Source organism: Salegentibacter lacus (assembly GCF_020164555.1).
Lineage (GTDB): Bacteria > Bacteroidota > Bacteroidia > Flavobacteriales > Flavobacteriaceae > Salegentibacter > Salegentibacter lacus.
This window is the reverse complement of sequence record NZ_JAIQZB010000003.1, coordinates 25,626-52,200: the sequence shown is the minus strand read 5'-3', so window position 1 is coordinate 52,200 and position 26,575 is coordinate 25,626. Positions and strand designations below refer to the sequence as shown.

Genomic DNA, 26,575 nt, shown 5'->3' with positions numbered 1-26,575 from the left:
TATATTTTTTTCTATATTATAAAATCTAATAGTGTTACACAACATATTAAAATTTTAGATCAAGACCTATAAAAATGAGCCTTGGTCGCAGATGAGTAATATTTTCAACAACAGAAAAATCAGTGTTGAAAAGTGAAATATATTCTTTTTCATTGAAAATATTCTGTAATCCTAATTCAAGTTCAATATCCCATTCAGGAACCTGAATTTGATATTCTAAATCTGCAAAATAGGAGCTTGTTGAATTTTGAAATTGATTAATAGTGTAATTCTGGTTGAAGGAAACTAGATGACCTTCATAAGGCATTATGCTTAAATCAAAATTATATTCTTGCAAGGAATATGAAGTTCTTTCATCCCCATCAATATATTTTTTGGAATAGAGAAATCGATTTTCAAAATCCACTACCAACCATTCTAATAAAGTGTTATTAACTTGTAATCCTACACTATAGGTATAATTTTCAATATTATTTTCCTGGCTATCCAATTTTTCCCTAGAAGAATCAAAACTAACCGAATTTTTGAGTTTTAAAACCGTTTTTGATTTTCTTAAAAATTTACCCAAATTGGAATTAAACTTAAAAGATGATTGTTGACTTGGTACATCAATTAGATTAAAACGATAAAAACCGTTCTCGTTTATAGTATATGATGGAGTAAAATCTCTAAACCGCTCTAAATTAGACAAGGAAAAATCTATAAACGTTCCTTTTAATGGATTTTTAAACGAAGAAGATAAATAACTATCTAAAATTTTAGTACCCCTAAGATTCGAAGGAAACCTTTGAATATTCCTGTAATTCACTAAAATGGGACTACTATATAATTGATCTATTTCACTAAAAATTTGACTGAAACCACTGCCAATTCTTACACTCCATTTTGAATTTAAATCATATTTCAGTTTAACATGCGGAAAGATTAATAGTTTATCAATCTTATTATTTAACTCGTTATCATCAAGTAATTTGATCGAAGTCATCCTAAATGGAAGGTTTAATTCAATATTCAAGTTTTTTGAATTAAACTGAGTTCCTAAACTTAAATATGGAATTGCCGAAATTTTTGAGATTTCGTTTCCATTATCATCCATTTCATTTCCATTTTGTTCTTGAAGATGGCTATTTAAAGTTTTCTTTTCCAGTAAAAATCCAACTTCAGGAATTATTGTGAAATTGGAAACCCGCTCAATAAAACTTGCCGAATTTTTGGTTCGCCAGTCATTTAATTCAATATTTTGAATCGCGCTAGTAGTATCTGAATAGGATACATTTAAAGCCTGAGGTGAGGTAATTATATGACTCGAAGAATTAAATTGGATTAATTTCTTTCCTACAAAAGTCTTTAAATCTAAATCGTTTTTAATGATGGAATATTTGTCTACTTTTTTTTGAAAAATATCTGAATTATTTGCGACAACTGATTCTTTTCCTTGATTTGCCTCGTGTTCAAAACTTAATTTATTCTCAAAATAAAGTCTTTTCTTATTGGTATGAAGCGTGAAATTGCCTTTGATATTATTCTGGTTTTGAAAGGTATTTATTTCTTCATTTAGTCTGATTTCATTTTCTCCAGTAAATATTCTTTTTTCAGAATACGAAGACTGATCTGTATTATTATTTAAATAAGATACCCCACCCTTAATTTCTAAATCGTTATCAAACTTTTTTATAAAATTTGTACTTAAAAAATTAATATTATTAAAGATCCAACGCTTGCTTTCAATTGGAGGAGGCATAACCCCAACTAACTTCACAAATTCCTTTCTCTCATTTGTTTCATAATCTTCAACGGTTAAATCTTCAAGTTGTTTTTCTATACCTTTCCCTATATTATTGGCTTGATAAGAGCCTAATCCCTGGATGTTTTTTCTAAAAAGCATAGGAGTGGTGTTGACATCCCAACTTAAAGGAGATCCACCAATTCCTGCCCGAGTTGTTCCAGTAACTGTAATGTCGTTTTTAAGTTTTAAATTTAAAGAGGCTCGATCAGAAAAAACTAGCGAATCTAATATTTTTATAGGCTGATCATTTTCTACCACCTGTACTGATTTCACAGCCTCTGCAGGCAAGTTTTCATTGGCCAGACTGTATTTTCCTTCGAGCATATCTAACCCATTGATATAAAACTTTTGAATAGGCCTGTTGTTATACAGTATTTTATCCCCATCCATTTCTATTCCAGGGAGTTTTTCAATAATGTCTCTAATAGCTTTATCATTATTATCAGAAAATGCACTCACATTATAATTTATGGTATCTCTTTTTTTATAAATGGGCGGAGGTGACTTAACTACTATTTCCTCTAATGCATCAATCTGTTTTTTTAGGTAAAAGACAGTTTTGTAGTTCTTAGTATTAATATTTTCAACTAAAGGTTGAAAGCTAATATGAGATATATTTAAAATAATACTATCTATTTCTGAAGCCATTTTCAGTTCAAAATCACCGGTATTATCTGTTATAGTATAGCCCAAAATACTAGTGCCATCAACTGTTTTAAAAGAAACATTTGCATTACTTATAGGGTTACTGGCAGAGTCCTTTATTTTTCCTGAGATTATTTGTTGTGAATACGAAGAAATAGCTAAGGAGAATGCCATAAAGAATAGTAGATATTTTGATATCATTCTGAAATTAAAAATTCAATCCAGTTATTATCCTCCTTTGCCTCTTTATCAAATCTTTTTCTTGTAGCCATTGGTTTTTCATAGGTCCAACCTTTAGATTGCATTATTTGCAATCTATTTTCCATGCTATATTTTTTCTCTTCTAAAAATCTGGTCTTACTTCCAATAAGTTCTGGTTTAATATTGCTGAAATTTAGATCTAAACTTTTATCTATATTTCTAATTCGCATCAGTTCCATGATCCAATGCTTTTTTTCATCATAAATATTTACAATTAAACCTGGTAAGCCACTAAATTTATAGGGGCCCTCATTAACCCCAATAGAAGGTGCAAACCAGGCTATCCATTTTCTTCCTCCAAACCTTGCAGTAGCCTTCTGACATTCTATCCCGGAAATAAGCGTAGTTTCATCTTTAATTTTCCAATCTAGAATAGGTTTACTTTCATAATATTGATATACTTTATTTATGAAGGGGGCGGGTTTACCGTAGTATATAATATTGGAAGAGGTTTTAAAAATTGTCATTGTTGTTTTGGTTCCCCTTTCTTCATAGAATGACATTGATGGACCAAATGAATTACCTTTTTTCAGTTCACTAGTCATTGCAGAGTCCATCGCGATATATCGTCGCGATGTAAATAAAGATTGTTCATTACCTACTAACAAACTCATGATCTCAGATTTTTGTTTATCGACATCATTACTATCAGGTATGGAAGTCATACTATAAAGCACTTCAATCTTATAATCATAAGGCTGTTGCTGAGAAAATACACTATTGGTAAAAAACAGCGATAACATAAAAAATATACGCACTATCCACATTTTATAATATTTCAATATTGGTGAAATCTCCTCGAGAACTCTTTTATCAGGAAACTCTTATTCATCCCTGGGTTATTAATCATCAAAAATGCACAAAACAGTTGTTCTGTATGGTTAACTAACGTTAACGTGTGTTAACGGCACTTGGTGACATACCAATAATAATCTACTTTTGAATATGCAAAACGCCAAATTCACAAATGTTTTATACTTCATCTCTATAGTCATTTTAGTAACCTTATGTATTCAGTTTTATTGGAATTACAAGAATTATAAGACTGGAGAAAAACAATTGATCAGGGAGGTTGGAAACAGCGTCAATAAAGCTATTGATTCCTATTTTATGCATATGGAAGAGAGAAATACTTTCAAGTTTTTTACCACTGAAGATGGTCAAATTTTAAGAAATTCTAAAGTAGATAGTCTTATTGAAAAATTAGGGGGATCCGGTGAAAATAAAAATTTAGGACTGGATATTCTTAACAACTTAGATCTAAATCAAATAGCTGATATGAACGTGATCACGGGGACAGAACTTCGTGATCTAGATTCAATACCAAGAATATCTAAGGATAATGGTATTTCAGAAAATCCTGCAAAACTAGTAATACTGTCTTTTAAAACTGATACCCTCGAAATTCCTATCCTTAATACCTATATTGATAAGAATTTAAAATCACTGGACATTAATGTCAAATATGCATATATTTTTCAAGGTCCTACAGGTATTACGCAGTCTTATAATAAAAATATTATAAATGGTAATGAGGTAGGAAAAACTACAATAAATTCACCATACCTCCCTAAAGACAGTACATTTGAACTACATTATGAAAATTTAGCCCCAACGGTTATAAGGCGAAATTCAATCGGTATCATTCTCTCCGGGACCTTAATAGCTATTGTCATTGGTTGCCTTTTTTTCCTCTTAAAAATTATCAATCGCCAAAAACAACTTGCAGAACTTAAAAATGATCTTATCGGTAATATTACACACGAGTTTAAAACACCCATCGCAACCGCCAAAGTAGCCCTGGAGGGAATTGAGAAGTTTAATAAGGATAACGATCCTGTTAAAACCCTGAACTATCTTCAGGTATCGAATGCACAACTTGACAAGCTCCAACTTATGGTAGAAAAATTATTGGAAACAGCTACTATTGATGGAAACAACCTGCAATTTAAAAAAGAGAAAGTACACCTGGAGTTGATGCTTTCAGACTTAATCGAAAAACACCAAAACCTCGCCCCAACAAATCAGTTTACCTTTTATACAAAAGATAACGAAACTTCGGTTATAGCAGATGCTTTTCACTTGGAGAATGCACTAAATAATATTTTAGATAACGCAGTGAAATACGGAGGTGATAAAATTGAAGTTTCAGTTTCCTCTATTAATGAAGTCGTAAAGATTGGTATAAGCGATAATGGAGGAAACCTTACTAAACATCAGGCAGAACAGTTGTTCGATAAATTCTATAGGGTACCGAAAGGAAACACCCACGACGTTAAGGGCTTTGGCATAGGCCTTTATTACTCTAAAAATATAATTGAAAAACACGGAGGTAGCATTGAACTCCTCCTGAATAATCAGACCAACTTCATTATAACAATCCCAGTAAATGGCTGAGAAAATAAAAGTATTACTCGCTGAAGATGAACTTACCCTTTCCCAAATCATAAAGGAAAGCCTCGAAACCAGAGGTTTTGAAATACACCTAGCTAAAGACGGCTATGAAGCGCTTCTAATGTACCAGGATATGGCACCTCAAATCCTTGTCCTGGATGTGATGATGCCGAAAAAAGATGGCTTTACCCTGGCAAAAGAAATAAGGCAAATTGATGAAAAAATTCCCATAATATTTCTAACGGCTAAGTCTCAAACAATTGATGTTGTAGAAGGTTTTAATGTTGGGGGGAATGATTATTTAAAGAAGCCTTTTAGTATGGAGGAGTTGATTATACGTATTCAAAATCTCCTCAATCGTAAAGAATTGCAGGAGATATCAGAAATTTTAAAGATTGGCCAATATACCTTTGATTTTCCAAAACAGTCACTCACATACAAAGAGGAAGAAAAAGAAATGCTTACTCACCGCGAAGCTCAACTTTTATTCTATTTATGTAAGAACAAAAATCAAGTTCTTGACAGATCTTTTATCTTAAAAAAATTATGGAATAACGATGATTTCTTTAGCGCTCGTAGTATGGATGTCTTTATTTCCAAACTGAGGAAGAAATTAAGCAAAGATAAAAACATACAGATCGTTAATGTAAGAGGGTATGGATATAAATTGATAATATAATTGAAAAATTATTAGCTTTCCCCTCATTAATTCTGAAATAAGTGGAATGAAAGAATTAAATTTTAGTTTAACCTCTTGAAATCGATAATGAAGAATACGCCTACAATTCATTTGATGATCATCAAATGAATTGTAGGCACTAACTGGGAAATAGAAACAGTTACTGTTTGTGATTCTGCCTTTTCCAAACTGGAAAGACCTGGTTCCAATTATAGTCTTTCAATACATAAAAATCACTACTTGTACACTTTTATGAATTGAGTCTCCTGTAGTCTATTATTCCCATCACACAAAATAGTATTAGTTCTGGTAGATTTGGGGCTTGCAGCACTTCGTTCGCTTCTATTTTTACTTGCTGCTGTAATCCCATTCAAATCAGATTTAAATTGATAATCCTCTATAATAATCCAGGATTTTTGTTCTGAATACGTATTCATATCGAGCATTGGACAGGTTTATTCGTGCGTTATCAAGATTGTTCTTACTGATTATATATTCTACTATATTAGAAACCCCGCTGTTAAAACGAATTTCATTGACACGAAATGATTCGGAATATGCCGATACCTGCTCTTTATATATTGAATAACGATTTAAGGCAGTTTTCATATCGCTATAAGCTTCACGAATGGCTTGTTCAAACTCATTTTTAGTCCTTTGATAGGCAACTTTTTGCTCCTCTAATTCGATCTTTCGTAATGCTACAGTATTTTTTGCCCTAAACCCATTGAAAATTGGGATGCTTAGCGATACCCCAATATTGGAATTTAAATTATTGATTAATTGATCCTGATATGGAATTTGCTCTTCCATAAAATTCGTTTGCTCTTCCATTACCGAATAACTATTATCCCCTACGTTTACAAACTCTCCTGTTTCAACAATCGATGCCCCCGTTTCATTAAAAAGCCGGGCTAGACTTGAATAATTAGTGTTTAATTGGGCAAATAGTGAGATTTCTGGTGCATATAAACTTCGGGATACCTGCACGTTTTCTTTTGCAGCTTCAATCCTTAATTCACCTGCCTTAAAGGTTGCCAGGTTTTCCAGAGATTCATTGAAAACCTCATCAGCTGAAAATTCATAATCACTCGGTTCCATATCAAATTGACCAGCCACAACCACAAGATCAGCCTCTATGTTTAAAAGCCTTCTTAATTCAAGTTTTGAAGCTTTTAGATTATTTAAAGCATCGGTAATTGAAGCATCATCATTGGCAAGCTGACCGCGTATATCGGTATAATTGGCAGGATTCCCCTCCCCTTCTTCATTAAGTGTCTCAAGGCGTTCCAACTGATCAAGGGTGGCTATTCTTCTTGTTTTAGCAAGTTCCAACAAATCGGTATTATTTAAAACCTGAAAATAAGCAAGGGTGACATTTAGAACCATTTCCTGCCTGGCCTGCTGAACCTCCATTTCTGAAGCTTCCATATTAAAACGGTCTCGCTGAATTCTATTCCTGAGCTCAAATCCGTTAAAGAGATTTAAGCCTAGATTCAAGCCTGCATTGGAGAAGTTTAATTCTTCATCTATATAGGAATTGGTAAAAGGATCTATACTCCTACCGTTATTCAATCCGTAGTTATAATTTGCATTCAGATTAGGTAGTCTGCTATTTCGGGTTTGTTTAAATTCCAATTCACTAGTACTTTCCCTTAACTCCGAACTTTTTACATCCAGATTATTTTCTAAGCCAATACTAATAGCTTCTTCAAGACTCAATTCAAGCACTTGTTCCTGGGTAAAACCTGAAACACTAATAAAAATTAATACTATGAAAGTAATTTTTTGAAACATCTTATTTTTAATTTTTTGATATACTACCATCCAAAAGCTTTATAGTCCTGGACCCGTAGGCCGCATTATTTTCAGAATGCGTAGCTTGTATGATGGTTACTCCTTCTTCATTTAATTCTTTAAAAAGTTTCATGATTTCATCACTTTGAGTAGAGTTTAGATTACCCGTTGGCTCATCAGCAAGGATAAGTTTAGGTTTTATAATTAATGCCCTGGCTATACCCACCAGTTGCTGCTGTCCGCCGCTCAGCTGATGCGGAAACAAATCCTTCTTCCCAACGATATTGAACTTATCCAGTATGTCAGCCACAAGTGCCTTGCGCTCCGAACTTTTTACTTTCTTATAAAGCAAAGGGGTTTCTATGTTCTCATAAACCGTGAGCTCATCCAAAAGATGATAGGCCTGGAAAATAAAACCGATATTTTCATTGAAAATGCTGGTCCTCTTTTTCGCCTTTAAATCGTGGATAGCCTCTCCTTCAAAATAATATTCCCCTTCATCAAAACCATCCAGCATCGCAACGACATTTAATAGCGTTGATTTTCCAGACCCCGAAGTCCCCATTATGGATAAAAATTCCCCTTTTTCAATATGCAGGCTTAGATCATTAAGTAAAAACACTCGTCTTCCTCCCGATTTTACCCATTTATAGATGTGGTCTAATTGTATCATAAATTTTCTTTCAATATTTTTTTTACCTTTAATCGACCGTCAATTATTCCCTTTTTTAGTCTTAAATCTCCGATATAATCAATTTTTGTATCTCCATAGGAGGTGATATCTAATAGTTCAGATGCATTAACACGAATAAAATTTGATCCAAAGGATACGACCTTAGATAAATCACTTTCCATATGTATCGTGTTGATCTTACTACTTGAATAGCAGCGATACACTGCTTCTTCTGAATACCCATTTTCTATCAAAAGAAAACTGTCTCCATAGGTATAAACTTGTAGGTTATCTAACTTTACTTCATTCAAACTTAAATTGGAATTATCGAAAAGCTTGATTTCCAATCCTGATCCCTTATGCATACCTTCAAAACTTACTTTCTCATTTCCTATAACTGAAATATGACTTAAGCTCTTGTAATGAATAATCAAATGGACACTGTCCAATCGATTAAAGCCAAGGCTTTGCTCCTTCGATAAAATCTTTAATTTCCCGTCTATTACCTTAATTTCTATATCCTCCTTAGTTAAATTATCGCTTAGCCTTATAAATTCCTGGCCATCTTGAATTAATGAAACATTTATACCTGAGTTTAATTCAAGCTCTTTAAAAGCATCGACATTGATCTTTGATTGAGAATGAATTTGATGATTAATTACAATTAATAATAGACTTAAACATAACTTTTTCATTTTTCTGGTTTTTAATTAATATTCGTTTTTTGATTGATGAATTTTATTCAGTTCTTAAACTTTTAATTGGATTAACTGATGCGGCTTTAAAGCTTTTGAACCCAATGGTCATTAGGGCGATAAACGTGGTGAGAAATGCGGCGAGTAAAAACATCCACCACTTTATTTCAATCCTATAGGCGAAGTCCTCAAGCCATTGTTCCATTAAAAAATACCCCAATGGAAATGCAATTAAAAAAGAGATCAATATTAGCCTGATAAAATCTCTGGAAAGCAAGGCTATTATCTCAGGAATACTTGAGCCTAAGACCTTCCTTATCCCAATTTCCCTTACCCGTCTTTCTGCAGCAAAAGTTACAAGACCAAATAAGCCCATACAGGCAACAAAGATGGTTAGCCCGGTAAATATGCTGAGTATAGTTCCCATCTTTTGTTCCCGGAGGTAGGTCCTGTTAAAGGATTCATCCAAAAAAGTATAACTGAAAGGTTCTTTGATATTAAATTTTTGCCACTGATTTTCAATATTGGCTAGGAGCGTTGATATATCAGCTGTATTGATCCTGATAATTAAACCGCCATAGGGGTTGTTCATTAAGATTAAAGGTTCAATTTCACGATGGAGCGATTTGAAATGAAAGTCTTTTACTAATCCAATTATGTTTAGTTCTCGCCCCCCATCTTCAGTATCAAGGGTAAAGGTTTTACCAATAGGGTCTTTATGGAAACCAAGCGATCTTGCCGCGGTTTCGTTAATAACCACCCTATTCCTTTCAGCTCCAAATTCCTTTGAAAAGTTTCTTCCCGATACTAGGTCCAGGCCCAGGGTGGGTATATAGGCCTCATCTACATTATAAATAAACATCCTGCGCTGGTATTCGCCCCCAAGTAATACTCCCGACATACTTATATCGGTAGGACCCGCCGGCACAAAAGAAGAATTGCTTATCGATGTTACTCTGGGATCTTTCAAAACCTGATTTTTGAATGCTTCCCTTTGTTCTCCAAGTAGGTGTGCTTCTCTAATTACCAGGATATGATCTTTGTGGTAACCTAGGTCTTTGTTCTGAATAAAAGCCATTTGTTGATAAACAACTATAGTTGCCAGGATAAGGCCAGCAGATATTATAAACTGAAAGACTACAAGCCCGTTTCTTAAACTACTTTTCCCTGAGGATGCGAATCTGCTTTTTAAAACCTGTACGGGTTTAAATGATGAAAGAAAAAATGCGGGATATCCACCGGCTAAAAAAGCAACGAATACAATCAATCCCATGGTCGTTAACACAATCGAAAATTGAAGTAAATCTATGATCTGCAATGACTTTCCGGCAAGTTGATTAAATGTAGGCAGAAATAAAACCACCAAAAGTATCGCAAGTAGTGCGGCAATAATAGTAGCCAGGAATGATTCGGTTAAAAATTGTTTTACCAGTTGTTTTTGCCCGGAACCCAGCACTTTTCTAATGCCTACTTCCTTTGCCCTTTTGGAAGCTGCAGCCGTAGCTAGATTCATAAAATTAATGCAGGCTATAAATAACATAAATATGGCCACTGCCCCAAAAATATAGAGGTACTTAATATCCATCCCGGGTTTTAAATCCCCACTGCTCACAAAATCCGGATTCAGGTGGATTTCAGTCAATGGCTGTAAAAATAGACCTACCTGGTTCTTATCTTTAAATTCTGAATAGGACACCCCAATTGCTTCACGAATTTGTGGCCCCATATACTTGTCCATAATACCCGGCAGTTTTGCTTCCAGATTTTTATATTGTTCGCCATCTTTTAATAACAGGTACGTATGAAAATCGGAATTAACCCAGGAAGTGCTTTTTGCATAGTCATACCCCTCCATTGATGCTAAAACTCCGAATTCAAAGTGGGAGTTCTCAGGGAATTCTTCAATGACCGCAGTTACCGTAAATTGCTTATCCCACTGTTCAAAACTCAAATTTTTCCCGATTGGGTTTTCAGTTCCGAAATATCGTTCCGCTTGTTTTTCGGTGATTATAACTGCTTTTGGATTCTCTAAGGGGTTAGTGTTGTTCCCTTTAATAATTTTAAGATCAAATACTTCCAGAAATTCAGGATCTATATAAGCAAACTCAAAATCCCCATAATTTTTGTTATTGTATGTGAGTTTGGGATTATTCATTTTTCGTAAACGGGCCGCAGTCAATACTTCCGGGAACTCTTTTTCTAAAGTTGGACCCACAGGAGGCATTACCACAGCTTCGCTTATCTCCTCCCCTCCAATTTCAGCCTTGAAGACGACACGAACGATATCCTCAGATTTTTGATGATAGCTATCATAACTTACTTCATCCAGAATAAATAGTAGGATAAGTAAGCAAGAGGCAAGCCCTAAACTCAGGCCTATGATATTAATACCATACACTCCTTTATTCTTTAGAATAGTTCTTCTTGCTGATTTTAAATAGTTTCGTAACATTTTTCTAAGCGTTTAGGTTGTCAAAGGTTTCGGTAACCTCTGATACTATATATTTCATTCGGTTCTTAAACTTTTCACAGGTTTTGAAGCTGCAGCGTGCACAGTCTGAATACTTACCGTTATCAGCGCAAGTAGGATTACCACGATTGTTACACCCGCATAAGCCCACCATTCTATGCTGGTTTGATAGGCAAAATCATTAAGCCATTTATTTAAAGCCCAGGCGCTTATTGGAATGGAAATAAGACTTGCTATGCATACGAGAACCAGGAAGTCTTTACCTATTAGCGCAGTAATGGTCTTAACATTGGCACCAAGTACTTTTCTTATCCCTATTTCCTTGTTGCGTTGTTTGATAATGAAAGCTGTTAAAGCAAATAAGCCCATAATCGATATGAGGATCGCAATGCTACCAAAAAAGGTGAGTATCTTCTGGAGCCTGTAATAGGTGCTAAATAATTGTTGAAAGTTGGCATCAATAAAGGAATAGCGAATGGGAAAGTTCGGTTCAATAGATTTCCATTGCTCGCCAATTGCTGTTATGGTGGCCTGCACCTGATCAGACTTCAATTTGACTAAAATCGCCCCACCAGACTGATACATGCAAGCTTTATTCTCGATGGTATAAACTGCTGGTTTTATTGCAAATTCAAATCCATGGACATTGATATCTTTTACTACTCCCACAATTTGTACGTCCCCTTCATCACAGCCTCCAAAGGAGATAGTTTCCCCAATAGGATTGGTGACATTGAGTTTCCTGGCTGCAGTTTCGTTGATTATGGCATTTCGGGTATTTTGATCGGCATAGCTTTCATTGAAAAATCTCCCTTCCACTAAAGGAACCTGAAGCGTTTCAAAATAATCTGTACTAACCTTTACAGACCCCATGCGTATTTGATCTCCCTTGTAGTTGAAATTAACTGTTGAGGAATCGGCTATTTTATCGCCAGGAACTGTTGTAGTTTTGGCTACGCTGCGTACCCCTGGAATAGAAAGAAGTGACCTGCGGGTTTGAGCAAATCCCTGTTCCCGGGTTGCCTGGGTTGCCTCGATACGTAAGACTTGCTCATCCACAAAGCCTTTATCTGAATTTTGTAAATAATCCAGTTGCTTGTTTACTCCAAAGATGGCCACTATAAAAAATGCTGTAACGATAAATTGAAAAGTAAGAAGCACGTTTCGAAGTCCTAACCCCTTTTTCCCCCCGGAAATATCTCCTTTTAAAACCTTTACTGGGTTTAATCGAGATAGGTATAACGAAGGATAAATCCCGGATAAAAATGTAATTACTGCCAAACAAATTCCCAGTTGCAATAAAAGTTCCGCAGAATTCTGCCCCCAGAAATTAAGGTCCAGATTAAGCGAAGTATTGATGAAAGGCAGGCTAATGATAACAATTATCAAAGCAATTATCAAGCTGATGCTACACTGTAAGGCGGTTTCGCTCATAAACTGAAAGATCAGGTTTCTGCGGCCAGAGCCCAGCGTTTTTCTGATTCCTACTTCCTTCGCCCTGCTTATTGATTTTGCAATAGTGAGATTACTGAAATTAATTGCTCCAGTAAATAATAGTAATATCGCAAGAATAAAGAGGATGGATATTGTTTTGATATTGCTGTTCCCATACTTGGAGAAATTTTGGATATTTGGAACAACATCAGTAAACAAAACGGTGTGATTACTGCTACCAGATGCCTGGCCTTGTTGTTTATCCGATTTAATTCGTTCTTCAAAATAAATGGTATTCAAGTCTTCCTCCAGATCAGCTTCAGCAACAGGCTCCTTTAATTTGATATAAGTATCATAGGAATGGTTGTTCCAGAAAAAATTCTGTTGCTCATAAGGATCTCGCATTACTAAATGAACATTGCGATGTGATGGAGTTTCCGGTACTTTTATAACTCCTGTCACTACCCCCTCTACAGCATTGAAGACTTTAATGGTTTCCCCCATAGGATTGCTATCTCCAAAAAGTGTTTTTGCTAATTCTTCACTTATAATTACTGAATTAGGAACGTTCAGGGCAGTAGCTCTGTCCCCATGGATAAGTTGATAGGGAAAAACCTCTAAAAAAAGTGAATCTGAAGATGCAAAGCCTTTCTGGTAAATACTTTTTTGACCGCTACTGATAAGCACCTCATAGTCCCCCGTCCCCTGCATTGAGGTAGCTGCCTCAATGTTAGGATGTTTTTCCGCCAGAAGGGAAGCTAATGGCGCTGGAGTTGCTTCCTGGATCTCATCCTGGAAACGCATAGAGACTTTATAAACCTGTTCAAGTTTTGGATCCCAGGTGTCATAACTCAGCTCATAATTAAGGGCTAGTAATACAATAATGAAACTGGCCATCCCTGCAGCCAAACCCAGAATGTTTATCGTAGTATAGGTCTTACCTTTGCCTAAACTTCTCAAAGCAATTTTAAAATAATTCTTTAGCATACCATGGGAGTTATTCGGTTCTTAAACTTTTCACAGGATTTGCGACTGCTGCTTTGACGGACTGGTAACTTATTGTCGCTAGTGCAATAAGTATGGATCCTGTCCCTGCAAAAGCAAAAATCCACCATTCCAAAACAGTACGGTTCTCAAAGCCCTGCAGCCATTGTTGCATCACATACCAGGCAATCGGGGAAGCAATTAGAATGGCTACCATTACAAGTTTTAAGAAATCAACCGAAAGCAAATAAGTGATTTGCGTAACCTTTGCCCCTAATACTTTTCGAACCCCTATTTCCTTTTTCCTTTCCTGGGCACTAAATGTGGCGTATCCAAACAGTCCCATCCCCGAGATGAGGACAATTAATCCTATAAAGACGTTTAAAACTTTAGCTAACCGCATTTCAGATCTAAAAAGCGCGTCAAAAGCTTCATCCATAAATTGATATTCAAAGGCATTTTCTGTATCATATTTTTTATAAAGACCTTCTATGTCTTTAATTATTGAGGACACATTTGCATTAGCACGGAACTTGATAAATAGGCAGCTGGACTTCTCCCCAAAATCCATAGAAAACTCTTTCGAAGGGGAAACGAACATAGCAAGAGCACCTATTTCATTATTTGGTGAGTCATAATAGAAATCTTTCACCACGCCTACCACCTCATATTGGGAATTTCCAAAAACTATAATCTCTCCTATTGGATTTGGATTAAGGTGAAGTTTATTAATAGTAGCTTCATTGATAATTACACTATTTTTTTTAGTTGCTATATTCTCATCTTGCAAGGGAATACTCCATTCTATATCAAGAGCATCAATGAACTCATGATCGGTAGCTAAAATGGGAAGGGGAATTTGACCATCTGAATTTTTATCGTCTACAAAATACATATTGGTGCCCCCATACATCGGCAGGGACGCGGCTGCTATTTTTCTTACTCCGGGGAGGTTTTCAACCTCTTCTCTAAAAACCGATTGGCTATTATCCATCGTGTTTTGCAATGGAACCATTAAAACATCTGTTCTGCTAAGGCCGGTATCCAAAGTTCTAAGGTGATTTATTTGCTGGTGGATTACAATTCCTGAAATAATAAGTCCCACTGCGACAACAAATTGAAAAATGGTAAATACCTGTCTTAGCTGTGCCCCATTTTTTCGGTTCCCAAAGTTGCCTTTCAGGGTTTCAATCGGTTGGTAAGAAGATAGAATTATTGCAGGATAGAGACCGGCTATAAATATGGTCAGGACAAGAATCCCTACCATCGTTGAAATAAAACCTGGATCGAAAAAAAACGATGAATCGATCTGTATTCCAACTAAACTGAAAAACCATGGTTTGAGAAGAATGGTGAACAAAATAGCCAACAGAAAGGAAATAAAAACATAAACCGCGGACTCCAGAAAGAATTGAACTGCTACACTTCGCTGGCTAGCCCCATTCATTTTACGTACCCCTATTTCTTTTGCCCTTGTTCCTGCCCTGGCAGTACTTAAACTAATATAGTTTATTAAAGCTAATAGCAGGATAAGTAAAGCGACCAAGGAAAAGATCTTTACGTATTTCACATTGGTGGACTCCCTGGATAAAAGATGAATGTCAGTAATATTTGTAAGGAAATATTCATCCGTCGATTCTTCATGCCCCTGAACAGCAAGAGCATTCATGGATCTTTGTACAGGAGCTACCTTCTCTGGATCCTTTAATTTCACAAATGTTTGAAAAGAGCCTCCCTGGAAAATCTGAGATCTCATATCATAAAAAGCCTCTTTCATTGTATTCAAACTGGAAGCCGATACAATTAGATCTGTTTTAATGCTCGAATTTGAAGGAGTTTCTTCACTGATTCCTGTTACAGTAAAGGTGTAAGTGCTATCAATCCTCAACGATAAATTCCTTCCTATTGGATTGGTTTCTCCAAAATATTTTTTTGCCAGATTTTCTGAAAGTATGATCGAATACGGCCGCTCTAGCGCCGTTTCTGGATTGCCATTTATCAGTTTAAAAGAGAAAAAGTTAAAGAAATTACTATCCGTATATACTAGATCTGTTTCTGAAAATTGTGACTGATTCTCTGGATTCTTAATGATTACCGGATTATATTCCGTTTTGATCTTGATCGCAGAAGAAACATTAGGATCCTTATCTTCAATCATTTTAGCGGCAACGGAACTTAATGAATTCATCCGAATAACATCCCCACTTATATTTGTCTTGGCAAATACATTGAATATGCGTTTTGAATCTTCATGAAAAGTATCGTAACTCTTTTCGTGTGTCACGTAAAACATAATTAAAATACAGGCTGAAAGTCCCAGCGCAAAACCGCCAATATTTATAGTGCTGTAAAGCTTATTGCGATTTAGGTTTCTAAAAGCTATTTTAATGTAATTTCTGATCATAATGCCATTATTCTTCCCTTGGGAAATTGGATACTTACTCCGTTCTTAAACTTTTTATAGGGTTCGCTATTGCTGCTTTTATTACTTGAAAACTTACGATGAGCAACGAAATGAATAGCGTGACGAGTCCGGCGGTCACAAATACCCACCACTCGATACTTATGCGATAAGCAAAATCTTGTAACCAGTTGTACGTAAAATACCAGGCTATGGGGCTAGCTATACTTATGGAAATTAAAATCAATTTTAAAAAATCGGCAGATACCAAATTCAGAATACTAAGAACAGAAGCACCCATAATCTTGCGAATGCCAATTTCACGTCGGCGTTGCATTATACTGTAAGATGCAAGTCCCAACAGACCAAGACTAGCTATAAAAAGAGCAAGGATCGTAAAGATTAAGAATAGTGTACCGAATTGTTCCTCGGAACGATATTGCCGGTCAAAAAATTCATCCAAAAAATAGTAATCAAATGTTTTTTTGGGTATATACCTTTCCCAGTAGGTTTCAATGGTACTAATTGTCTCCTGGAGATTTTCAGTATTCACTTTTAGATTCAGTAATTGATTTTGATTACCGCCCATAACTATACTTAAGGCTCTAATTTCTTTTTGAAGTGATGTAAAATGAAAATCCCTGACTACCCCAATGATCTGACCCTTCCTATCACCCTGATCAAATTTTTTACCTATGGCATTTTTAGGATTTGCATATCCTAACATTTGTGTGGTCTTTTCATTTATAATCAAGGCCGTTGTACTATCAGATGCTAATTCATTAGAAAAATTCCGGCCCGCCACCAGCTTCAAATCTAATTGTGGAATATAATGGACATCTACATGATTACGAATTAATGCCAGTGACTGATTATGACCCTTTTTATTTTCTACAGTACTTAAGATAGCCTCCTTCTTTCCGCCACCTCCTGGCACTCCTGAACTAGTACTCATTGAAAGAATATTGGGGTTTTCGGCAAGGGCAGATTTTAAACGGTCCTGCCCCGTACCAACACCTGTTTCTAAAACAAGCAATTGTTCTTTATTAAAGCCCAGATCTTTAGCACGCATAAAATTTGTTTGTTTGTAAATAATAATCGTTCCGATGATCAAGAGTACGGAAATGGTAAATTGAGAGATAACCAGACCTTTTCTTAACCAGGTTCCTTTGGAGCTCCTTGAGAATTTACCCTTAAGTACGTATGTGGTTTTAAAAGAAGACAAAACCCAGGCAGGATAGGATCCTGCTATTAAGGCGATACCCATGGCTATACCAAATAGAATAAGAAGGTTTGAGGGTTGATCAAAAATAGTGGAAGCTACTACCTTCCCGGCCAATTCATTAAAATAGGGAAGAACAAGCGCAGTCAGACCTATCGAAAAGATAAAAGCAAAAAAGCAAATAATCATTGACTCGCTTAAAAACTGGAAGGTAAGCTGTCTTTTTTGAGCCCCAATAACTTTACGTATTCCAACTTCCTTCGCACGCTCTGTAGACCTTGCCGTGGTAAGGTTGATGAAATTTATTGCAGCGATAAGAATAATAAAGACGGCGACAATGCCAAATGTATATACATTACTAATCTTCCCATTAACATTACCCTGGTTAGAAAACAGATAAACATCTTTAAGCGGCTCTAAACGATATACAAGTTTTAATTGGGTTTTATTCATTATATCCCCATGAGCCTCCTCATTATATTTTTTAATTTTTTCTTCAAGTATTTCGGGACTGGCATCCTGATTTAAGAGTACATAACCATAATTTGAAAATTCAGCCCAGGAATCCTTAAGACTTGGATCTATAACTTCAGTATATGTAGAAAGTGATAAGATCATATCCCCTTTAATGAGCGTGTTTTCTGGAAAATCCTTTACCACGCCTGTCACTTTAGCATTATATTTTCCATCCATTATTTTAAGGACTCTTCCTAAGGGGTTCTTAGCGCCGAAGTATTTCTTAGCTGTGTTTTCACTAAGTATTATACTCAAAGGAGCAGTTAGCGCTGTTGCAGGATCACCTTGAACTAATTTAAAATCAAAGAGATTAAACAATGATGCATCTGCTGCAATTACTTCGTTTTCCTGGTAAGTTTCGGAATTCACCCGAACATCCAGATCCGTATTCTGCACACGGGTATAATCTTCAATCTGGGGCAATTCAGATTGTAATTCACTTAGTATATTCCAATCTACACTTGTATTTTCATGCTCACCAGATGGTGTAGTGATATCGGTCACAACCCGGTACAACCGATCTGATTTACTATGGAAATTATCATAGCTAAATTCAAAAATTATATAAAGTAATAATAGAAAACCAGCGCTCATTCCAATGGCCAGACCTCCAATGTTCAGTGCAGCGTATGCTTTGAATTTCCAAAGATGCCTCCACGCTATTTTAAAATAATTCCTGATCATGATTTCCTAATTGATTGATGAATGCCCCTTTTTATACCAACACGTTTTCGGTAACTTTCTGGCCATCCAGCATCCTGATGATTCGATGACTGAATTTCGCGTCGTGCTCGCTGTGGGTAACCATGATGATGGTGGTTCCCGCCTCATTAAGTTCTGTGAGTAAATCCATTACTTCGTTTCCATTGCTACTATCCAGGTTTCCGGTGGGTTCATCGGCAAGGATAAGCTTTGGGTTATTCACCACAGCCCGGGCAACAGCCACCCTTTGCTGCTGTCCGCCCGATAATTGCTGCGGGAAATGCTTCCTGCGGTGCATGATGCCCATTTTCTCTAAAACCTGGTGAACCCTTTCTTTGCGCTCTGCAGGTTTTACGCCTGTATAGATCAGTGGAAGTTCTACGTTTTCAAAAACGCTTAACTCATCTATTAGATTAAAACTCTGGAATACAAATCCAATATTATGTTTTCTAAGTTGAGCCCTTTTTCTTTCATTATAACCGGCTACTTCTATCCCGTTAAATAAATAGCTGCCTCCATCGGGATCATCCAAGAGCCCCAGGATATTTAAAAGTGTTGATTTTCCACAACCCGAAGGACCCATTATTGCTGCAAACTCTCCTTCCTTGACCTCAAATGAAAGCTTATTGAGCGCTATGGTTTGGACCTCTTCGGTTTGATAGTATTTCTCGAGGTTGGTAATTTTTATCATTTTTTGATTAGTTTTATTAGTTGTTAATCCTATCGGTTTATCAGTTCAAGACCAATTCTTCAATATCTCCAAAATTAGAATAACTGGAAGTAATTACCCGGTCCCCTGGCTTAATACCCTCCAGAACTTCATAATATTCAGTATTCTGACTTCCCAATTGAATTGGTGTTTTGTATGCGGTTTTCCCGTCTTCAGATAGTTTAAAAATCCAGTTCCCTCCGGTCTGCTGAAAAAAGCCTCCTTTAGGTATTAGAATGGCTTCCTTTTCCTGGCTAAGAGCCAGCCTTATTTGAAAGGTTTGTCCACGTCGCAGCCCCTGGGGTGCCTCATTTTTAAATTCCATATCAACCTGAAACCTACCATTATTTACCTGGGTATAGACTTTTTTGATTTCCAGGGTAGATTCATTGCCACTAAAATTAAAAGTTCCCTCCTGCCCTGCAACGACCCTGGAGATATAATGTTCATCTATTTCTGCCCTAAGTTTGTAACCACTAAGTACATCTATCTGCCCTAGTCGCTCTCCCTTTGTTTTAGATTCACCAATTTCCGCATCTAAAGAGGTGAGCTGTCCTTCAATTGGCGCACGAACTACCAAATCTTCCACTTTCTTTTGCATCAATTCTAATGCTTTCTGAGTACGCTGGTAAGAATTACGGCTCTGTACGATTTCCTGTTTGGTAGCTATAGAATCTTGTTTCATTACCTCGCGCGCCAGTTCCATACGCTCTTTCTGATATTTGTAATTGTTCTCCGACTCTATAAATTCCTGTTTCCCAATTGCACCTTTCTCAAGCAATCGTTTGTTCAATTTATAAACGCGCTCGGCCTCAATTAAGCTATTTTCTACGTCGGTTAATTGGTTTAACCTGTTGATCGTATTCTGACGTGCGGCAGTTTGAGAAATTTGCATTTGGGTAAGTAAATCGTATACCGAAGTCTCCTGATTCACCAGGCTTAATTCCAAATCGGTATTGGAAAGTCTTAAAATGGGCTCGCCTTCTTTCATCATAGCCCCATCTTCCACAAATTTTTCCTCTACCCGTCCTCCTTCAATGGCATCAAGGTAAATTGTTTTTATAGGCAAAACCGCTCCATTTACAGGTATGTTTTCCTGAAAATCACCTTTCTTCACTGCATTGATACTTATACGTTCCTTTTCCACATTTAATTTAGAATTACCGGTAGAAGAAAATATCACAAATAGAATTAATGCTGCCAGTAAAACAATGCCCGAAATTATTGCTATTCTTTTAGGTGTAAAGCGTTTCTTTTTAAGTGGTATGTCCATAAAATAATTTGTTTCCTCCTAATCTTTATACAATACAGTGCCACAATTATAACTCGCTATTTTTCAATTGTTTAATTAATTAAACTAAAAAAAATGTGTTCGTTTTCGGACACTTAGTGTTCGCTAGTAATACAATTTTAATGATCCTTGTTTTTGTGCTTTTCAAATTCTGAGGAGGTCTTAATAAATTGTAATATTGTACTTATGCAACTTAAACACGCCAAAATCCTTATTGTAGATGACGACCAGGATGTTCTCACCGCATTGCGCCTGTTATTAAAACCCTTTGTGGCTGAAATTACGGTGGAGAAACAACCAGGCAACCTGGTTTCAATACTCGCCAGTTCAAGATTCGATATCGTTATCCTCGATATGAATTTCAATGGTCTGGTAAATACAGGAAACGAAGGGATTTTCTGGCTTAAAAGAATTAAGGAAATTACTCCCGATACCGATGTAGTCTTAATTACGGCTTATGGTGATATCGACCTGGCAATTCGATCTCTCAAGGAAGGTGCCTCTGATTTTATAGTGAAACCCTGGCAAAATCAAAAAGTTATAGACTCTTTACGAGATTTACTTCAGCATCGAAAAAGTAAAGAAAAGCCTTTTAAGACTGGTACTGATGGATCGAAAATAATTGGTGAATGCCAGGAAATTCAAGAAGTCTTTCAAAAAATACATAAAGTAGCGCCTACTGATGCTAACATTTTGATTCTTGGAGAAAACGGGACGGGAAAAGACCTGGTAGCCAAAGCCATTCACGAAAATTCAAACCGAAAAGAAAAACCGTTTGTAAAAGTAGATGTTGGTGCACTTACTTCCACCTTGTTTGAAAGTGAATTGTTCGGTTATAAAAAAGGAGCTTTTACCGATGCTCGGGAAGACCGGAAAGGTAGGTTTGAAGCTGCACAGGGCGGAACATTATTTCTTGACGAAATCGGCAATATTAGCCTAAATCAACAGGCAAGATTACTTACCGTTCTTCAAAACAGACAAATTAGTCCGTTGGGATCTAATGAAGTTATTCCTATCGATATTCGTCTTATCTGTGCTACAAATCTGGATATTTCAGAATTATCTAATGAAGCTAAATTCCGTAAGGATTTAATTTACAGAATTAATACTGTGGATATTATTATGCCGCCGCTTAGAGCACGAGGAACAGATATTACCCTACTCACAAAATATTTTTTAGACCTCTATTCGGAAAAGTATGATAAAGGTCCTTTCAAATTAGACCCGGGATTCCTACATAAATTAAAGAATCATGGTTTCCCTGGAAATGTCAGGGAACTACAATTCGTTATTGAACGTACTGTGATTATGGCCGAGGGAAGCTTACTTTTAGAAAATGACCTGTCTTTTTCATCTATAGAAAGTAAGGCTGAAACCGGAGGAATAGAAGATACACGCCTGGAAACGGTAGAAAAAAATACCATTCTTAAGGTGATTGATAAAAACAAAGGAAATATTTCTAAATCGGCTAAAGAATTGGGGATTACACGTGCGGCACTCTACAGAAGACTCGAGAAGTATGACCTTTAAAAGCTATCATACCGGTGTTTTAATACGAATTTTCCTTTTGCTTATCGTAATGGGTTCTTTAACCTATAGCGCTATTCAAAGCTACTATGTGACAGCCATTGGGTCAATGGTTCTATTAATTCTAATGACCTATGAATTCTTTCGGTTCCTCAGTAGAAGATTTGATATTATTGAAGATTTCTTTGAATCAATAAAATACCGGGATTTTTCCAGGAATTATCTAGAAAAAAATAAATCCCCTGATATTCAATCCCTGTATCAGGGGTTCAATTCCGTAAACAAAGTGGTACGGGAAATAAATTCTGAAAAGGAAACACAATACCTGTACTTGCAAAAAATTCTGGAACTTATAGATATAGGGATTCTAGCCTATAATACTAAAACCGGCGAAGTTCTATGGACCAATGAATCTTTTCAAAATTCCCTGGATTTTCCTTCTTTCAAAAATATAAGTTTTGTAAAAAGCCGAAATAAAAATATACATCAACTCCTTTTTGAGAATTTTTATGCGGAAGCAAGTGCACTGGAAATACCTGTTAAAAAAGACCCCATTAAAGCTTTGGTGTCTAATTCCCTTTTCAAGGTAGGGGAAGATTCATTTAAATTAATTGTTCTTCATAATATTGAGGATACCTTAAATAAAACGGAATCTGAGGCGTGGAAAAAATTATTAAGCGTTATGACCCATGAGATTATGAACTCCATTGCCCCTATTTCTTCATTGGCAGGCACGCTGAAATTTCAGGTGGAAATGCACCAAAAAAATCCTGAGGATAATAGTCTCGATATAGATGATCTTAATTCAGGCTTAAGCAGTATTGAAAAACGAAGTGAGGGTCTGCTCAAATTTGCAAAAACCTACCGGAGTTTAAGTAAGGTAACCAATATTGATAAAGAGCAAATTCAATTACGTGAGTTATTCAAAAGTTTAGAAAATCTTTTAAAACCGGGAACGAACAAGAATATCACATTGGATTTTCATTTAAAAGATTCTAATTTAAAGGTAGAAGCCGATGCCTATTTATTAGAACAGGTATTAATAAACCTGGTATTAAACGCAATGGAAGCCTGTGAAAATACTCCAAATCCGAAAGTAAAGGTTTATGCTGTAAAGAAATTTGATGGGCAAGTAATAATTTCTGTTACAGATAATGGTCCAGGAATCCCTGAAGAAATTAAAGATCAGATATTCATTCCATTTTTCACCACTAAAAAAGAAGGAAGTGGTATAGGCTTAAGTCTTTCTAAACAAATAATGACCTTACACGGTGGGAAAATTCAATTTAATAGTATGGAAAATAAAGGAACTTTAATTAGTTTAATTTTTAAAGAAAATTCTAAGTAGGCTGGATTATAAAAATATCAGTCTTATTTAAAACTTAATTATTTTAATGTTGCAGGTTAACCAACTGGGAGTAGTTAAGATTATAAAATATCACTTGCTGATTTCCCAGTTGAAACTTCTAAAAGATTAATAGAAGTCGCTGTCTATAAAAAACATATTTCCGTTCAAATAACATTGATTAGAATTTATCCATTTATTGATATAAATCCCCTGTAATAATCAAGAAAGAGACTAAAAGAATTTTCGTAGATTGATATTCCAACTCAGTTTAACCCTACAAAAATCCTAATTGTTTTGCTTTATTTATTAAAACAAGATCCCCTTCTTTTTCAATACCGAATATATCTTTTAATTGCCTTTTTCGTTTTTCTATTGCCGCTAAAGAGAGGGGTATGACTTTAGGTAGTTTTTTAGTTTGTATTCCTTGAGAAAGCTGAAAAAGAATTTCCCTATCATATTGATCTAAAGTGAATTCATTAGTAATCTCATTGCGCATAAATTTTATGACCGTATCACTATAGGAAATTTTTCCGGCTAAGACGTCGGTAAAAGCCTCCATTAAATCTTTTGATGCAACATCACTTTTTATGAGTAGTCCCTCAGGGTTTATATTCTTTACGATGTTGTACAATCTAAAATTCTCATTATGCATGGTAAGAAAGACTATTTTTGAATGAGGTGAGACCTTTCTTATAAAAATGGCTAAATCTTCACCGGAATATATTCTTTCCTTCTGGTATTCCGGCAAATTAATGTCGAGGAAAATGATGTCAAAGATATTGGAAGAATTTACACTAGTTTTAATTTTATTATATGCACTCTCAGTAGAGTTTGAAGTTTCAAAGACTATTTGGCGACCCTCAATATCCATTTCAAGAATAATATTTTTATAACCCTCTAAAATGAGAGGATGGTCATCTACCATTAAAACTTTTATAATATCCATCATATACTTCTTCTTTTGGAACACTCACTATTAAAATAGTACCATTTTCATTAGATATTATATCAAATTTTCCCTGAATTTCCGTAACTCTTTCTCTAATATTTTTAAGTCCAATTCCTTTTTCTTTATTTTTAACATCAAAGCCCTGACCGTCATCGCTAATATGCAAAATTAGATAGTCTTCTTCAAAGTCTATTCTAATCCCGACATTTTTGGCCTTTGCATGCTTTCTTATATTCTGTAGGGATTCCTGAATTATTCTATAGAAATTAATTTTAAGATTATTTTTTATAGCATTCCAGTTTATCTCCCTACCACTTGAGAATTTAATTTTAAGCTTGTCCGATTCTTCGAGTTCTAGAAAAAGGTCTTTTAAGATATCTTGAAAACCTATTTCCGAGAAAACGGAATCTGCGTTTAGCTTATGCGATATATTTCTAATTTCATTTTCGATACCTTGAAGGCTTTCAAGATACATAGAGCGCTTTTTCTCTGAATCTTTACCAGTTTTATTATTTAAAACTTCTAAGTTAATCCTTATCCCAAAAAACTTACTTAAAACCGAGTCGTGTAGATCTCGGGATATTCTTTTACGTTCCGTAATACTGCCTTCTTCGTATTTTTGCTGTGAATTTAATAATAAGTCGTAAATCCTTTCATTCGAATCTTGTTGTTGTTTCTCTAGCACCAGTTTTTTATTCCTTGAATTTTGTAGTTGGATTATATAGGTTAGGAAAAATAAAATTAAGATCAGAATGATTCCTACAATTAAATAGGTTTTCTGTTGGTTCAGATTGTCAGCTCTCGTTATAAACTGATCGGTTTCATACCTAATTCTGGCAAACTTATTCTGAATGGCTCTTTCTTCCTTAAGCAGGCTATCATTAAGGTGAATATAACTATCGAGGTAATTCGGTGCTTTCTGTGGTTCAATTTTAGAAAGCAGGCGGTAAGACGCTAGTAGGTCGCGGTTATTCCTGGTAGAATTAGCAAGGGAATTAGCTTCTTTGGTATATCGCAACGCCTTTAAGGTATCACCGGTTTCCATATAATATTCTCCTAAATGGAGCTTGTTAATGACTATTCCGGCTTGATGCTCAATGCTATCCCTGATTTTAAGGGATTTATGAAACAGAAATAAAGCATCCTTATAGTTGCCTAGTTTAAATTCTGCATAGCCTAAATTATCGGTAAGCATCGCAAAGACTCTAGATTCCTTTTCGTACAGGCTATCTAAGGCTAATGCTTGAGAGAAATTAGATTTAGACCTATTATGATCTTCCAGCTTTTGATGAACTACCCCAATGTTATTTAATGAGGTGGCAAATTTCACCGGATCCTGTAAAGATTCTGCAAAGCTTAAGGCTTTTCCATGATATTCACGTGCCTTGGAGTAATCTTCTAAACCGTTGTATATTATACCTAGATTATTGTAAGCAGAGTAAATAAATTTTTGACCAGCAGAAGAGTCTTTTATCAAATCTAGCGCCTGAAAAGTTGTATTTTCACTTCCGATATAATCTTTTACCCTTTCCTGTATAATAGCCATATTAAGTAACATTCTACCGGCCATTAATTTTTTATTAACCTCCAGATACTGTTCATAGGAAAGATTATAATGATAATATGAGCTATCTAGAATGTTTTTCCGGTAAAGAAAATTACCGAGATCCCAATTGGACTCTGCAATACCGGATTTGTTCTCCTGGTTTTTGGAATTGGTATAAAAATACTTATTCCACTCCCTGAATTTTATTGAATCATCTTGCTTATAGAAATAGTAACTAATATCAGAGATTAAAGCATTTTTTATAGAATCATCCGGGGCATTTATAAACTCATTTCTACTTTTTAAATAAGTTTCAGCTTCATCTTTAGACATTATTCTATTGGCCAAAATTTCTAGCTCACTGGGACCTTTAGGATCTTCCTTCTTCTTACAAGAAAAAAGTATGAAAAATACCACTAGAAATTTTAAATAAGAAGATATCGGGGTCTGCATCTATGCAAGTAAAAATAAAGAAATTTAATTAACCAGGAGTTTTTGAATACGATAAGAAGAAACTAAAAATTATAAGATTAGAAAAGTTTTTTA

Annotated in this window: 17 protein-coding genes; 4 read left to right on the top strand and 13 right to left on the bottom strand. The window is 35.4% G+C overall.

The window, feature by feature from the left end:
• Positions 1 to 46: 46 nt before the first annotated feature.
• Both LB465_RS02980 and LB465_RS02975 read right to left on the bottom strand, forming a co-directional pair.
• Positions 47 to 2,632: a carboxypeptidase-like regulatory domain-containing protein gene (locus LB465_RS02980; RefSeq protein WP_224466834.1), complete on the bottom strand. Its 2,586-nt coding sequence runs from the start codon at positions 2,630 to 2,632 to the stop codon at positions 47 to 49.
• Positions 2,629 to 3,450, bottom strand: coding sequence for a GLPGLI family protein (locus tag LB465_RS02975; protein WP_224466832.1), 822 nt, complete (start codon positions 3,448 to 3,450; stop codon positions 2,629 to 2,631). Before LB465_RS02975 ends, LB465_RS02980 begins: the two co-directional genes overlap by 4 nt.
• A 187-nt stretch (positions 3,451 to 3,637) precedes the next feature.
• Between LB465_RS02975 and LB465_RS02970 the strand changes: the two genes are divergently transcribed.
• Both LB465_RS02970 and LB465_RS02965 read left to right on the top strand, forming a co-directional pair.
• The gene (locus tag LB465_RS02970) at positions 3,638 to 5,089 is read left to right on the top strand and encodes a sensor histidine kinase (RefSeq protein ID WP_224466830.1); all 1,452 of its coding nucleotides are present in this window, start codon (positions 3,638 to 3,640) and stop codon (positions 5,087 to 5,089) included.
• Entirely contained in the window at positions 5,082 to 5,765 is a 684-nt protein-coding gene (locus LB465_RS02965) for a response regulator transcription factor (protein WP_224466828.1), read from the top strand. Before LB465_RS02970 ends, LB465_RS02965 begins: the two co-directional genes overlap by 8 nt.
• Positions 5,766 to 6,146: 381 nt before the next feature.
• On the opposite strand, the gene LB465_RS02960 is transcribed toward LB465_RS02965, so the two are convergent.
• Genes LB465_RS02960 through LB465_RS02920 form a run of 9 tightly spaced genes read right to left on the bottom strand, consistent with a single transcriptional unit; the run spans position 6,147 to position 20,641 of the window.
• Positions 6,147 to 7,562 (bottom strand): TolC family protein, encoded by a 1,416-nt coding sequence (locus tag LB465_RS02960; protein ID WP_224466826.1) that lies wholly within the window; start codon positions 7,560 to 7,562, stop codon positions 6,147 to 6,149.
• 7 nt (positions 7,563 to 7,569) lie between these two features.
• Positions 7,570 to 8,235 (bottom strand): ABC transporter ATP-binding protein, encoded by a 666-nt coding sequence (locus LB465_RS02955; RefSeq protein WP_224466823.1) that lies wholly within the window; start codon positions 8,233 to 8,235, stop codon positions 7,570 to 7,572.
• Positions 8,232 to 8,930, bottom strand: a complete 699-nt coding sequence (locus tag LB465_RS02950) for a GIN domain-containing protein (RefSeq protein ID WP_224466821.1) — start codon at positions 8,928 to 8,930, stop codon at positions 8,232 to 8,234. Before LB465_RS02950 ends, LB465_RS02955 begins: the two co-directional genes overlap by 4 nt.
• A gap of 43 nt (positions 8,931 to 8,973) precedes the next feature.
• Positions 8,974 to 11,382 carry an ABC transporter permease gene (locus LB465_RS02945; RefSeq protein WP_224466819.1) on the bottom strand — a complete coding sequence of 803 codons (2,409 nt, stop codon included), beginning with the start codon at positions 11,380 to 11,382 and terminating at the stop codon, positions 8,974 to 8,976.
• 54 nt (positions 11,383 to 11,436) lie between these two features.
• Positions 11,437 to 13,821, bottom strand: coding sequence for an ABC transporter permease (locus LB465_RS02940; RefSeq protein WP_224466817.1), 2,385 nt, complete (start codon positions 13,819 to 13,821; stop codon positions 11,437 to 11,439).
• 10 nt (positions 13,822 to 13,831) lie between these two features.
• Positions 13,832 to 16,222 carry an ABC transporter permease gene (locus LB465_RS02935; protein ID WP_224466815.1) on the bottom strand — a complete coding sequence of 797 codons (2,391 nt, stop codon included), beginning with the start codon at positions 16,220 to 16,222 and terminating at the stop codon, positions 13,832 to 13,834.
• A 34-nt stretch (positions 16,223 to 16,256) separates the two neighbouring features.
• Positions 16,257 to 18,641, bottom strand: a complete 2,385-nt coding sequence (locus LB465_RS02930) for an ABC transporter permease (RefSeq protein WP_224466813.1) — start codon at positions 18,639 to 18,641, stop codon at positions 16,257 to 16,259.
• A gap of 31 nt (positions 18,642 to 18,672) precedes the next feature.
• Positions 18,673 to 19,350 (bottom strand): ABC transporter ATP-binding protein, encoded by a 678-nt coding sequence (locus tag LB465_RS02925; RefSeq protein WP_224466811.1) that lies wholly within the window; start codon positions 19,348 to 19,350, stop codon positions 18,673 to 18,675.
• Positions 19,351 to 19,390: 40 nt separating this feature from the next.
• Positions 19,391 to 20,641, bottom strand: a complete 1,251-nt coding sequence (locus tag LB465_RS02920; protein WP_224466808.1) for an efflux RND transporter periplasmic adaptor subunit — start codon at positions 20,639 to 20,641, stop codon at positions 19,391 to 19,393.
• A 204-nt stretch (positions 20,642 to 20,845) separates the two neighbouring features.
• Between LB465_RS02920 and LB465_RS02915 the strand changes: the two genes are divergently transcribed.
• Together LB465_RS02915 and LB465_RS02910 are read left to right on the top strand one after the other, a co-directional pair.
• The gene (locus LB465_RS02915) at positions 20,846 to 22,189 is read left to right on the top strand and encodes a sigma-54-dependent transcriptional regulator (protein ID WP_224466806.1); all 1,344 of its coding nucleotides are present in this window, start codon (positions 20,846 to 20,848) and stop codon (positions 22,187 to 22,189) included.
• Positions 22,179 to 23,534, top strand: coding sequence for a sensor histidine kinase (locus tag LB465_RS02910; RefSeq protein ID WP_224466804.1), 1,356 nt, complete (start codon positions 22,179 to 22,181; stop codon positions 23,532 to 23,534). The genes LB465_RS02915 and LB465_RS02910 overlap by 11 nt, the downstream gene beginning before the upstream one ends.
• Before the next feature lie 274 nt (positions 23,535 to 23,808).
• Here the strand turns inward: LB465_RS02910 and LB465_RS02905 are convergent, their stop codons facing one another.
• Entirely contained in the window at positions 23,809 to 24,483 is a 675-nt protein-coding gene (locus LB465_RS02905; RefSeq protein ID WP_224466802.1) for a response regulator, read from the bottom strand.
• Entirely contained in the window at positions 24,449 to 26,377 is a 1,929-nt protein-coding gene (locus LB465_RS02900; protein ID WP_224466798.1) for a tetratricopeptide repeat-containing sensor histidine kinase, read from the bottom strand. The genes LB465_RS02905 and LB465_RS02900 overlap by 35 nt, the downstream gene beginning before the upstream one ends.
• Positions 26,378 to 26,575 lie beyond the last annotated feature (198 nt).